The sequence below is a fragment of the Salipaludibacillus neizhouensis genome, from assembly GCF_002886185.1.
In the GTDB taxonomy this organism is placed as follows: Bacteria; Bacillota; Bacilli; order Bacillales; family Salisediminibacteriaceae; genus Salipaludibacillus; species Salipaludibacillus neizhouensis.
Genome location: NZ_KZ614146.1, coordinates 36,665 through 49,656 on the forward strand (window position 1 = coordinate 36,665; position 12,992 = coordinate 49,656).

At 35.5% G+C, this 12,992-nt stretch carries 8 protein-coding genes and 3 pseudogenes; 8 read left to right on the forward strand and 3 right to left on the reverse strand.

Going from position 1 to position 12,992, the window contains the following annotated elements; translation table 11 throughout:
• Positions 1-85 precede the first annotated feature (85 nt).
• From CEF18_RS00185 to CEF18_RS00205, 5 genes and pseudogenes are all read left to right on the forward strand, one after another.
• Complete coding sequence (locus CEF18_RS00185; protein WP_110934600.1) at positions 86-1,222, forward strand: Gfo/Idh/MocA family protein; 1,137 nt, start codon at positions 86-88, stop codon at positions 1,220-1,222.
• A gap of 111 nt (positions 1,223-1,333) precedes the next feature.
• Complete coding sequence (locus tag CEF18_RS00190) at positions 1,334-1,522, forward strand: Gfo/Idh/MocA family oxidoreductase (RefSeq protein ID WP_110934601.1); 189 nt, start codon at positions 1,334-1,336, stop codon at positions 1,520-1,522.
• 144 nt (positions 1,523-1,666) lie between these two features.
• Positions 1,667-2,764, forward strand: a complete 1,098-nt coding sequence (locus CEF18_RS00195; RefSeq protein ID WP_110934602.1) for a Gfo/Idh/MocA family protein — start codon at positions 1,667-1,669, stop codon at positions 2,762-2,764.
• Positions 2,765-3,708: 944 nt separating this feature from the next.
• Positions 3,709-4,347, forward strand: coding sequence for a DUF421 domain-containing protein (locus CEF18_RS00200; protein WP_110934603.1), 639 nt, complete (start codon positions 3,709-3,711; stop codon positions 4,345-4,347).
• Positions 4,348-5,143: 796 nt separating this feature from the next.
• Positions 5,144-5,858: pseudogene (locus CEF18_RS00205) on the forward strand (reverse transcriptase domain-containing protein); the annotation flags it as partial.
• Here CEF18_RS00205 and CEF18_RS00210 read toward each other — a convergent pair.
• On the reverse strand, positions 5,846-7,141 hold the full coding sequence (locus CEF18_RS00210) for a spore germination protein (RefSeq protein ID WP_110934604.1): 1,296 nt from the start codon (positions 7,139-7,141) through the stop codon (positions 5,846-5,848). The pseudogene CEF18_RS00205 and the gene CEF18_RS00210 overlap by 13 nt on opposite strands.
• Before the next feature lie 282 nt (positions 7,142-7,423).
• Positions 7,424-7,627 (reverse strand): hypothetical protein, encoded by a 204-nt coding sequence (locus CEF18_RS00215; protein WP_223292193.1) that lies wholly within the window; start codon positions 7,625-7,627, stop codon positions 7,424-7,426.
• Between the two features lie 375 nt (positions 7,628-8,002).
• Here CEF18_RS00215 and CEF18_RS00220 point away from each other — a divergent pair, with 375 nt between their 5' ends.
• Positions 8,003-8,479: a hypothetical protein gene (locus CEF18_RS00220; RefSeq protein WP_110934606.1), complete on the forward strand. Its 477-nt coding sequence runs from the start codon at positions 8,003-8,005 to the stop codon at positions 8,477-8,479.
• A 228-nt stretch (positions 8,480-8,707) separates the two neighbouring features.
• On the opposite strand, the pseudogene CEF18_RS00225 reads toward CEF18_RS00220, so the two are convergent.
• Positions 8,708-9,919: pseudogene (locus tag CEF18_RS00225) on the reverse strand (IS110 family RNA-guided transposase).
• A 246-nt stretch (positions 9,920-10,165) separates the two neighbouring features.
• Between CEF18_RS00225 and CEF18_RS00230 the strand changes: the two are divergent.
• Together CEF18_RS00230 and CEF18_RS00235 are read left to right on the forward strand one after the other, a co-directional pair.
• A pseudogene (locus tag CEF18_RS00230) lies at positions 10,166-10,690 on the forward strand (glycoside hydrolase family 30 protein); the annotation flags it as partial.
• A gap of 1,248 nt (positions 10,691-11,938) precedes the next feature.
• Positions 11,939-12,973 carry a metal ABC transporter solute-binding protein, Zn/Mn family gene (locus CEF18_RS00235; RefSeq protein ID WP_110934608.1) on the forward strand — a complete coding sequence of 345 codons (1,035 nt, stop codon included), beginning with the start codon at positions 11,939-11,941 and terminating at the stop codon, positions 12,971-12,973.
• Positions 12,974-12,992: the final 19 nt, after the last annotated feature.

Here is a 12,992-nt window from a genome sequence, read left to right on the forward strand (position 1 = left end):
TGCTAATAACACGCACATTCCGATTGCCCAGGTGAGCGATTGGTTACGGTTTAACAATAATTTATTTGAAAAGGGGAAGTAGAATATGTTGAAAATCGCAATTATTGGCGTTGGTGCCATTTCAGCGGCTCACGTAAAAAGCTACTTAGAGTTTTCTAAAAGATGTCAAATCGTCGCAATATGTGATGTTTTCCCGGAAAAGGCAGAAAAGTTAAAGACACAATTTAATCTAACAGTAGACATCTACGATAACCACAAAGATATTTTAGACAGAAAAGATATTGATCTTGTTTCAGTTTGTACCCCACCATACACCCATGCGGAAATATCCATAGACTTTTTAACTGCAGGTTCCCACGTGTTAGTAGAAAAGCCAATGGCTTCATCACTAGCAGAAAGTGACGCTATGAATGAGGCAGCTAAGAAGAATAATCGAATTCTTTCTGTCGTTGCTCAAAACCGCTTTACAACGCCAATGATGAAATTAAAGAAAGTATTAGATACAAAATTAATAGGTCCAATTGTTCATACACAAGTAGATTCCTATTGGTGGCGTGGTCATAGCTACTATGATTTATGGTGGCGCGGTACATGGGAAAAAGAAGGCGGTGGATGTACGTTAAACCACGCAGTCCATCACATTGATATTTTCCAATGGATGAATGGTATGCCTTCTGAGATTACAGCTGTAACCAGCAATACATTACATGACAATGCAGAAGTAGAAGATATTTCGATTGCAATTGCTAAATATGACAACGGAAGTCTGGCACAAATTACCAGCTCTGTTGTTCATCATGGGGAAGAACAACAATTGATTTTCCAAGGTAAGAATGCACGTGTTTCAGCACCTTGGAAGTTGAAAGCATCACAGTCACAAGAAAATGGTTTTCCAATAGAAGATAAAGATTTAGAAGATAAACTACAACATTATTATGATCAGTTGGAGGATTTAAAGTACCAAGGACACATTGGCCAAATTAATAATGTTCTTACAGCAATTGAAGGAAATGGTGAGGTATTAATTGATGGAATTCAAGGTCGTCAAACACTGGAATTAATTACAGCAATCTATGAATCTTCTAGTCTCGGAAAAAAAGTAAAACTTCCATTGACGGAGGATAGCCCCTTTTATATCCGAGAAGGTGTAATAAAAAATGCTACCTATTTCTATGAAAAGACAAAATCAATCGATAACTTTGGAAGTAATAAAATAACATAAATAACTTGAAAGGATGTACGTAAATGGTTAATAAAAATGATGGGCATGAATTATGCTCCCAAGGCAAGCCAATTTTCTTTAATAATAAATTAGAAAGGATGAGATAAATCAATGGAACAAGTGCGAATTGGAATTATTGGTGTTGGCAACATGGGGATTGCACATGCAAGTTATTTGGACCAAGGAGAGATAAATGGAGCAGTTTTAACCGCAATATTGGATCATAATAAAGAGCAAGCAGACTCTTTTGTGGAGAAGTTAAATAAAGATCTGCAAGTGTTTACAGACATGGTTGGATGATTGGGTGGAGTTCCCAATTGACGAAGAGTTGTATTATCAGCATTTGCAAGAAAAAGTCGCTAATTCTACTGTTAAAAAAGAAGTGAAGAGTGTCACGTTAAATGTAGAAGATACGCATTAATTACTAGAAAGGAGTTATATAGGATGAGTAGACAAGATGGTATGAACTATGCCCCAAAAGGCAAGATCAATAAGGTGGTCGCAGAGGGAGAATTTTCATTTGCTGCGGTCGCACTTGATCACGGACATATTTATGGTATGTGCAATGGTTTACTTGAAGCTGGCGCAGATCTAAAGTGGGTGTACGATCCAGATCCAAAAAAAGTGGAAGCTTTTAAGGGGAAATTTCCACAAGTCCAGATAGCGTCATCGGAACAAGAGGTATTAAATGATGAAGAGGTAAAATTAGTTGCAGGAGCTGCTGTTCCCTCCAAACGTTGCGAATTAGGGATTCGGGTAATGGATCACGGCAAAGACTACTTTACTGATAAAGCACCTTTTACAACCCTAGAGCAACTAAATCAAGCGAAACAAAAAGTGAAAGAAACAGGAAAAAAATATATGGTCTATTACAGTGAACGACTTCATGTAGAAAGTGCAGTCTTTGGTGGACAGCTCATTGATGAAGGGGCTATCGGTCGAGTGATTCAGGTAACTGGTTTTGGTCCACACCGACTGAATGCACAATCAAGGCCAGATTGGTTCTTTAAAAGGGAATACTATGGTGGTATTTTATGCGATATCGGAAGTCACCAAATCGAACAGTTCTTGTACTATACGAAAAACACGAATGCAAGGGTAATGGCTAGTAAAATAGCAAATTATAATAATCCTGATTATCCTGAGTTGGAGGATTATGGAGATGCAACCCTTGTCGGTGAGAATGGTGCAAATCAATACTTTAGAGTTGATTGGTTTACTCCTGATGGTTTAGGTACATGGGGAGATGGAAGAACTTTTATTCTCGGGACCGAAGGATATATAGAGATAAGAAAATATATCGATGTAGCTAGAGAGAACAGTGGAGACCATTTATATCTCGTTAATCATGAAGGTGAAAAACACTTTGAATTAAGTGGAAAAGTTGGGTTTCCATTCTTTGGTGAACTTATCTTAGACTGTATTAACCGGACAGAAAATGCGATGACCCAAGTGCATGCATTTAAAGCAGCGGAATTATGTTTAATTGCTCAGGAGAAAGCGATTAGATTGGAAGATTATTCGGATCCACAAATTACGTGAGTTTGGGGCAGTGTAACTAACCATGACGGGAGAGCGTTTGTCTGGCAGACAAGAGGTCAGGGGTTCGAGCCCCTTGGCTCCACCATACATATGTTATCAACGACGCTATTCTTCGTCTTTTCGAGGAATGGTGTCGTTTTTTTGGTTGAACAATTCTAAGAGATGTAATATTTTCAGGAGTTTAATCTTTCATAAAACATATTGAAGACAAGAGTATTTGTATTGTTATTAAATGTTTTTGAAGGAGGGATAAACGTGCAAAGGAAAAAGGTGTTTATCGATCTGATGAATATTGCAGACAGAATGAGCCACTAGTGCATACTTTTGAGCCACCTAATGCGGATGAAAGAGCCATCATTTGCGAAACAGAGAGAGCAACTAATAGAACTATTCTTTTATGGAATAGAGCAAAAGCCATAGCGAAAATGCTTTCTGTTGACTGCAAGTTAAGTCAATGGTGGTGGCGGACTACTGAAATTTCACTGTCTTAGGCAAAGTAGAGTAGCCCTTTTACTGTGTGGCAAATTGTTTGTCAAAGTTTCTTATTATGTATTTTACTGATAGTTAATTGCAGCCAATGAATGACAGAATGTTTACCACTTCATACCTTCTGGATAGTCAAAGATATAAAAGCATAGTTTTTGGATCGAAAATATTATAGTTATTATACATATTTGATTGACTTTCAATAAGATCAGTCCTCCACAAACGGGCCATATAATTGAACAACACTAAAAGAAAATTAGATATCTATGTTAAAGTTTAGAAGAGATTGTGAAGGTTTCTACTTAAAGTAACGTGGCAGGTTAGTTGAACGAGGATGTTTGTTCAACCTCGATTATTGCAGTCTAAAAATATTTCAGTAAAGCTCTCTTTAAACCAAAATGAATAAAAAATAATCTTTAATAAAAGAATAAGCCTTATCAACTATAAGGAGTTAAAAAATGATTGAAAATTATTTGTCTCAATTGCCGTCTTTGCCCTTCCCTTTAAAAGCACTTTTAATCTTAACGTCAGGAGTAATTCTTATCAGGTTAACAGGTAAAAGATCTATTACTCAAATGACGGTTCCTGAAGTTATATTTCTTATTGCACTGGGTACCATTTTAATCGCCCCATTACATTTTCAGAGAGAGTATCAAGCTGTTTATGGCGGAACCCTGTTAGCCATTGGTTTAATTTTAATTAACAAAATTCAGATTTGGTTTCCGACGACGAGAAAATACCTATTCGGTATCCCTTCTATTATAATAAAAGATGGGAAAATGATGACTAAAGAGATAAGACGCGGAAGACTCACAACGGATGAGGTCGAAATGAGATTGAGACTAAGTAAAGTAGGTAATATTAAAGACATTGTCCTGGCTGTACTTGAACCAAACGGGCAACTTTCAATAACGCTTAAATCGGACAAAGTTCCTGCGACTAAAGGAGACATTGAAAATATTCAAAAAGACTTGCAAAAAGTGTTAGGTTTACTTTCAAGCCAGAAAATCAATATATCAACTGAAAATTCGAAGAGTGTTCCACCACTATTCAGCGAAGCTTATAAAGAAGCAAAAGAGAAAGATTATAAACAGTGACTCCTGAATATCCGAGAAGCCTAGAGAGTGAGTAAATTACTCTACAAATATTTGGGTTGTGAAGGAAGTACTTAAGCTAACGGGTGCCGCTCGACAAGTTCTGTTATAAGCGTGTAAAACGTGAAGAACAGAAGATTATATAAGATTAATCTTAACTTTACAATCGAGGATGGGAATGATAGATCCATGTTTCTTGAAACCATCCCGTCAATACTCCTGCATGCGTCTTAACTGACAGGTTAAGGGGTTTGAAGTACAGGTAGATTCGGCAGAACGAAAGCTGAAGCCATTCCTACGGAAAAGGTATGCCAACGGATATGCCGCACGGCTGAAAAACTAGATAAGGTGAGAATCGTTCTACTACAAAAGAACTGACGAATAACCGAATGTAAGGGTCTAAAGTTTGAACATACGGAAACGTATGTCCCATCTTACGATGGGGTGAGTGGTGTAGAGTAAAAATGCACCCTATGAAATACGCTATACCGAACAATTGGCGGTATCTAGCAGGCCTACAGGTTACACCTACGTCCAGAATAGATAGCTAGGTTGTAAGGGACTTGGAAAACAAGGAACGTTGTAACAAGGGACTGTCATCCTAAACGGTTGCTATAAGGTAAAACGAAATGCATTTATCCTTGTGAGGGTAGGGGCATGACTGATGAACCTCTTGTAATGAGAGTGGAAGAATAGCCCCGAGTCTAAGGACATAGAACAATTATTTTCCAAAAGTGTATTGCACCGATCGGGTAGGAACGTGGGAACATCATCTCCTAAAGGAGTGATGCCACAGTGCAAGCTTTACGATATTATAACATCAAGAGAAAACATCTTACTGTCCTATCGGACAATAAAGTCTAATAAAGGTTCCAACACTCCTGGCACAGATAGAAAAACCATAAAAGATATTCAAAAGCTATCTGAGGATGAACTGGTAGAAGAAATTAGAAGCAAGTTGAAGCATTATCATCCCAAGAAAGTAAGAAGGAAGCTTATTGAAAAAGAAAATGGTAAATCGAGACCACTTGGAATTCCTTGCATTATAGATAGAATTATACAACAATGTTTTAGGCAAATTCTCGAACCTATTGCAGATGCGAAGTTTTATAAGCATAGCTACGGCTTCAGACCACTTAGGTCTACACACCATGCAATGGCAAGAGTACAATTTCTTATAAATAAATCATCTCTACATTATGTAGTTGATATTGATGTAAAAGGCTTTTTCGATAACATAAATCACACTCTGTTAATCAAACAACTATGGAATATTGGAGTCCATGACCGTAAGGTTTTGGCTTGTATTTCTAAAATGTTAAAAGCTGAAATTGATGGTGAAGGTATTCCTACCAAGGGTGTACCGCAAGGTGGATTGTTATCGACATTACTTTCTAATATTGTACTTAACTTCCTAGACCATTGGGTAGCTGAACAGTGGGAATTCTTCCCTCTTCACAAACCTTCTTTGTCGTGATTGGAAGACTGCCCAAAAATGGTTTCATGCTGTAAGAGGCAGTAAGTACGGTTTTGTAATTGAATAAATTGAGTTCAAATGGATGATTAAAAAGCCAAAACCGATAATAACTCCATAGATTCCAAATTGAAATGATAATACAAGAAATAGTAACCGTATAATTTTGGATGAAACACCCATTAAAAAATTGGGAGAAACAAATGAAGAGACTGCCGTTAACCCAATTAATACAATAAGTACATTACTTGCAATTCCTGCCTGGATTGCAGCATCCCCAATGATGATGCCTCCCACCACTCCAAGTGTATTTCCTGTCTTGGTAGGCATCCTTTTACTTGCCTCTTTTAAAATCTCTAAAGTTAGAAGCATGAGTATCGATTCCCAAAAAGGAGTAAAGGGGACATCGGATCTGCTTTCAATAATGATAAACAATAGCTCAAGCGGAAGGGCTTCATAATCATGAGTGGTAATTGCAACATATAATAGCACTAGCATGATAGAGAATAAATAGCCAATCAACCTAAGGATTCGAATTAGAAATGCAGTTCGAATATTATATATATAGTCTTCCGTCGATTCAAAAAAATCTAAAAATGAAACAGGACCAATAAGAGCAAACGGGTTTTGATCAATGATTAACACAATTTTTCCTGAAGAAAGGGCAAAACTGACTAAATCTGGTCTGTCCGAAATTTGGTATTGCGGAAAACTGCTACTAGGCGAGTTTTCTAATCTGCGCCCCAAAAATGCGGAATTGATTATGAATTTTTCATCTACGTTCTTAATTTTCTCTTTAATAAACTCTATCTCATCTTTATTAGCCAATCTTTCTATTTGCAGTAAGGCTATTTGACTTTTAGATATCTTACCCAGTTCAAATATCTCTGATTTTAAGTCTGCTGTGGGAAGAAACCTTCTAATAAGAGTAAGATTAAGTTCAAGTTGTTCTGTAAAGCTTTCTAAAGATGTATAAAGGGTAAACTCTTGGTCAGACGATTCAATGCTTCTCCCTGCGTCAGACGGAAGGATAATCGATAAAAAGAATGGTTCGTTTTTTTTACTAACAATAATATTTCCTCTTAAAATTTTATTCTCTGCATTTTCTATTGAGGAATCTTTTTCGATGTTTGTTACAGGAAACTTAACAACTTTATTTGAATTATTTTCAAGCAGGTACTCTATCACATATTTATTTAAGTCTTCTTTTTTAACCAATGATGAAATAAAAAATATTTTATACGCATTCAATTCAAGAAAGGAAAAATCACTTAATCCCTTAAACTTGTCCTTTAAAGAAATCTCTAGTTTGTCTTGGAACATGGATGTTTTTCTTACTCCCCGCCTCTAGAATTCACCAAATTTCAGATAAAAATGATAATGTGTGCCGAATAATTATTATGGACGATCCAAAAATATTTATTCGGTATATTAAATTCATATACAAAACCATTGTTAATACAATTTGATTTCTGAGAACAATCGGTTTCTTTTCTATAGAAAGGTCGTCTTTATTAGTTTCACCGAGATCTTTTAAAAAATCAGATTGTTATTGCTTATCTGATATATTTAATAAATAAACTATTTTTCAAAAAAAAGGTGAATTCAGCTTTTAATCTCAGAAACTTCACCTAAAGTAATAACCAATAAAATTAATAAAATTCGTATTAGACGGTCTTTTGTAACTGTTTTTAATAAAGCAACAAGGACAATTCCAATAATAGGATCGTCTTCAATCTGAATAATTATCAATATGTCTAATAAAGAGATAACGGTATCAATAGTGTGATTTTCATGTTCATCAACCATCAAATGGATTCTCCTTTCTTAATTTGTATTAGCATATTTCATTTAATGTATTAGTGTAGTGTATGTATTCGTAATTTAAGGGTTTTAATGAAATAAATTTCACAATATTGTTGCGGAGAACAAGAAGAATATGCAGTAGTTTATTCAAGAAACAGGCGCAAATCTTTAATAAGAATTGTGCCCTTTTTTTGTGTATAGGGCCAGAATGTTGAACAAGTAGGTTCTTTAAAATTTGAAATTGAATTGGTGAAATTATGTTAATATGATGATAGAATACCTAATAGTTTGTGAGTTTTTTCACTTAAACAAATGGAGAAGAGTTGAACAAGTAAGTAACAAAATTGTAAAAGAAAAAATTAGAATAAGGGGAATAAAATGAAAAAGACTATTTTAATTTTTATATGTGGCTTATTCTTAATAGGTTGTTCAAATGAGAACCGAAAAACAACGGAAGAAAGTTGGGAAGAGAGTCCAACACTTATTAAAGAAGTGATAATTACAGATGATGGACAAACAGATGATTTCATCTTCCGTATTGGAGACAATGGGAAACTTGGGTTTGGAGAGTATGGTCCTTTCGTAGAAGGCGAATCTGAGAAATATATGTGGCATTTTTGGGGTAAACAAGAAATACTAACACAACCATTTAAGGTTATTGGAATAAGTAAAGAAACAGACGAAAATATAACTGTTTTTGAGTACACATCCAATAATTCGATTGAACCTAACACTGGGGCAGACCATCACATTCCTTCCATGATGATGCTACCAAATGCAGGAGTATGGAAGTTGGAGGCATATTTTGGTGAAGAATTATTTGGGAGTGTTATTGTGAATGTAGAAGAAAATTAAATAAAAATTTTTCTTATTGAGCTAACGGGTTTTAGTTAGTACAACAAGCAAGCTGCCTTTTAGTACCTAATTCCTATCGATTCTATCTTCAACAAAACCAGCCAATAGTTGTCAACACTTTTCAATAAAAATATTAAAAATATCATGTTATACTGAATTTGTGCATGCCAAATACCCTTCCAAATATTACGATTGGAAAGTTTTGGTTCACTTGGTTAAATTGTTAAATCAAGTTAAATCTCGGAAAGAGGTTTTGTTTTTTAAAAGTGCATAAATCCAATGTAATAGTTTGTTTGCACAAGCTATCACAGCTACTCTAAAAGGTTTTCCTTCTTCCCGTTTCTTATCATAAAACGCTCGTAATCTCTTATTACGAGGAAGGATTTCATCCGTTGTTTTCTGTTTGCGGCAGTCACGAATAGCACATTTAACAGCCATATACAAAGCTTGCCGTAGTCTGCTAGATCCTCTTTTGGTAATTCGATTGTAAGTACCTTTGAATGTGCCAGATTCAAAGACACTTGGATCAAGACCGGCAAATGCCACTAGTTTCTTAGGGTGATTAAACCTTTCAATTTCCCCAGTTTCAGAAATAATCGTTGCTGCGATTTTTTCACCGATACCGGGAATTGATCGGATAATCTTAGATTCTTCAATACTATTTGCTAAAGCATCTATCTCATTTTCAAGCATGGATAGATGTTTTTTGTGTTCAAAGAGCATATTAATATAGGGCAAGACTAGAGTATAAAGTTTTCTGAAAAGGGTTTTGAGATGCGGCAGTAATTAGCTTTTCAGCCTGTTTGTTTGCCCATTGTAGTGAACGAGTGTTACAGAATTCTTTTATTTTAGTTGCTAATATTTCAGTATCAGCTTTCAAGGCATCTTCTGAAGTAGGAAATACTTGTAATGTTTTTAAAGAAACATCTGAATATAAGTCTCCAAAAACCTTACTATACTCAGGAAATACTTGATCCAAAACTGCCTGAAATTGTAGTTTGGTTTGTACAAACATGCCTGTAATATTATCGTGCTGTCTCGTAAGATGACGTAAGTTCATAAGTTGGATACCACGCTTTTTATAAGGCTTTAAATCCTCTTTATAATACAGCTCGCAGAGGTGATTGGCATCAATGATATCTGTTTTTACCTTCCGCAAACTAGAACTTTTTGCTTTATAAGAGATGAGTGGATTTACGATAATGATTAAATAGCCTTTGTCCTCAAAATATTGAACAACAGGTGTGTGATAATGACCCGTTGATTCCATTACAAGAGGGGGACGTTCTCCTAAAATTCTTTTATAAAATCTAATAAACTAGCTAACCCATCAAGATCATGTTTTACTTTGAAACTTTTCTTGTAGGGCTTCTTTCTTTCCAAGTATGCTTGAACCTGACTTTCACCTTTTGCTACATCCAGACCAACGACTGGATTCATTAAAATTCCTCCTTCAAAAATATAATCGCCGGTAACCCCTGAATCCTCCTCATAGTGTCATAGCTTTGCTTGTTATACGAGATCATTGTCCCAACCAGCCTCAAACATGTTTCTACAAGTAGGGGGCGAACTGTTTTGCGGACGGGGTCATAGCCCCACAGGCGCGAACGTTCTACCACGGCTACCGTTATCATATATCGATATAAAAAATGGTCAACCAGAAATATTTTCTGGCTGACCTAATAATACGGTCGAGACGTGATTGTCGAACGTGCAAAAGCAGTATTTGATGATCCCGAGGCATCAAAATATGTATGGGGAACAGGCTTTCATTGGTATGTAAGTGAAGAATTTGAAAATGTAGGTAAAGTTCATGAACTTTATCCTGACAAACACCTACTTTTTACTGAAGGGTGTCAAGAGGGGGGAGTTAAATTAGGTGAATGGTTTACATGTGAAAGATATGGAAGAAATATGATAGGGGATTTAAATAATTGGACTGAGGGATACCTCGATTGGAACATAGTACTAAATGAAGAAGGTGGGCCAAATCATGTAAATAATTTGTGCGATGCTCCAATCATAGCTGATACAAAAACAAACACAATTCATTATAACAGCTCTTATTATTATATCGGTCATTTTAGCAAGTATATACGTCCCGGAGCTAAGCGAATAGCTTTAGAAGTAAATAATGATAATTTACAAGCTACCTCATTTTTGAATACGGATGACACGATAGCTATTATTGTAATGAATGAAAGTGATCAAAAGGAATCATGATACAACAACAATACAGTTAATGTAGAATTAGCAATGCACTCCATCGGGACATATGTATTTTATAAATAAGAGGTTAAGGAAGAATATGGTTGAATAAGAAATGTAGTTCGAAATGTTCTGTGAAAAAAGAATTTGATAAACTAGGTACATTAGTTTGTCTAGCTGATTAATGAAGTGAAGTAATTTAAATTGTAAAGAGACTGCCGATTTTGTGCCGACTCAGCTTGAAAAAATGTGGTCAGGTTTGAAAACGAATTACTTAAATCTCTCTAATAGTAAGGATTTTGGAACGATACTGAATGGTGCGAAATGACTCATTAATCAAGTTCGAAATGGAAGGCTTGATCGATACATTAATTTAGTGAAGCGAAGTGATATGAACGCACCTTTTCCGATTTGTTATTGGTTTTTAAACAAAGAATATAGTCAGACCAAACCACCGAAAAACCACCGGGAAGTTTTAAGACTACTCATTTTCATTTTTAAGTTAGATAATTAAATGTTGACGTAGTAGTGTTTATTGTATCTATTTCACAGTATTGAACGGGATACTAGATGGGCGGCATGATGTAAGTATTTATTGTTAGACAGTTTTTAAAACGCCTATCAATTATGTAATATAGTAATGAAGCAGTCACACTTAATGATGTAACAATTTTGTTTGACCACACACCTACTCCCACCTGTGCACAAATTTGTGCACAGACTTATTTTTCTAAGGTATACTTATTTAACTCATTTGTTTTATAAACTCTCAAAAACGTTGATATACTAGACTTCCTTTAACGTATTTTATTTGATTGAACTTCGTTTATTTCAACGATTCCATCTGGCAGCGTTGAGGTCAGGGGTTCGAGCCCCCTTGGCTCCACCATACATATGTTATCAACGACGCTATTCTTCGTCTTTACGAGGAATGGTGTCGTTTTTTTGGTTATTTTGGTCATTAGATTAGGTCGCTTAAGTATTCACAATGTTAATATTCGAATGTTATGTAACCTTAGATTGAATCTATAAAGCTTAGAAAACCATTTTATTAAAGGATTGTGACGGAAAGTGAAGCCACAAGTATTCATCAATTTTTAATCTTAATACTTCAGGTAATCGTTTCATCCATATTCCATTTACAAAAGTCTCCTAAACCACAGTAGTTATTATTTACAAAACGTAATGATTACGATATACTTCTTTTTACGAAGGGTAAATCGTAATCATTACGAAAAGAGGAGAATGGGAATGAAAAAAGTATCTGTTTTAATTTCTACTTTAGTTGTTACCAGTGCGGTTCTATCGGCATGTGGTGAAAATGAAGTGGATACAAACTTATCAAACAACGAGGAAGCAGAAAATGATTCAATTGAAACCATTGAAATTATGACAACGCTATTCCCGTTAGAGGATTTTGCAAATCGAATTGGTGGTGAGTATGTTGAAGTGGAGAACATAGTTCCGGTTGGATCAGATGTACATACGTTTGAACCCACAGCTAATCAAATGATTGGGTTAGCAGAAGCAGATTTATTTATTTACAACGGAGCAGACTATGAAGGATTTTCGGATAGTATTATCGACGCAGTGGATTCTCATGACGTGAAAATACTTACGGCTTCAGATGGAATAGATCTTATCGAATATGATCATAACAAACAAGACTATGGTGAGAATAACGATCACGAGGATGAAAATAATGATCATGAACATGAAAACAACAATAACGACCATGACCACGATCACGATCATGAACATGGAGAAAATGATCCCCATGTTTGGTTAGACCCGATCCGAGCAATTGAACTTGCAGAGAATATTAAAGATGCTTTAGTCGAAGTTCGTCCAGCTGCTGAAGAAGAATTTAACCTAAATTTTGAGGAACTAAAAACGGATTTAGAAGAGTTAGATGACAATTTTCAAGGCATGGTTGATGAAATGACACAAGACACAATGATAGTCTCTCACGCCGCTTACGGATATTGGAAAGATCGTTATGACATCAATCAAATAGCGATTTCAGGTCTTTCATCTACAAATGAGCCAACTATTCAACAAATTCAAGAAGTAATAAGTTTTATGGAAAGCAATGATATTTCTTACGTCATGTTCGAACAAAATATTCCGACAAATATCGCAGAAACAGTTCGTGAACAAGTGGGGGCTGAGGAGTTGTGGCTGCATAATCTGTCTGCACTAATAAATGAGAATATTGAAAATGAGGATGATTACTTTAGCTTAATGGAGAAAAATATTGAAACTTTAAGAAAGGCTTTACAATAAAGTCAAAGAGAGTGTACAG

Excerpts from the sequence above, each read along its gene's own strand:
- CEF18_RS00210 (WP_110934604.1), bottom strand. The coding sequence starts at position 7,141 with ATGTTCCAAGACAAACTAGAGATTTCTTTAAAGGACAAGTTTAAGGGA.
- CEF18_RS00220 (WP_110934606.1), top strand. The coding sequence starts at position 8,003 with ATGAAAAAGACTATTTTAATTTTTATATGTGGCTTATTCTTAATAGGT.
- CEF18_RS00215 (WP_223292193.1), bottom strand. The coding sequence starts at position 7,627 with ATGGTTGATGAACATGAAAATCACACTATTGATACCGTTATCTCTTTA.
- CEF18_RS00235 (WP_110934608.1), top strand. The coding sequence starts at position 11,939 with ATGAAAAAAGTATCTGTTTTAATTTCTACTTTAGTTGTTACCAGTGCG.
- CEF18_RS00185 (WP_110934600.1), top strand. The coding sequence starts at position 86 with ATGTTGAAAATCGCAATTATTGGCGTTGGTGCCATTTCAGCGGCTCAC.
- CEF18_RS00195 (WP_110934602.1), top strand. The coding sequence starts at position 1,667 with ATGAGTAGACAAGATGGTATGAACTATGCCCCAAAAGGCAAGATCAAT.
- CEF18_RS00200 (WP_110934603.1), top strand. The coding sequence starts at position 3,709 with ATGATTGAAAATTATTTGTCTCAATTGCCGTCTTTGCCCTTCCCTTTA.
- CEF18_RS00190 (WP_110934601.1), top strand. The coding sequence starts at position 1,334 with ATGGAACAAGTGCGAATTGGAATTATTGGTGTTGGCAACATGGGGATT.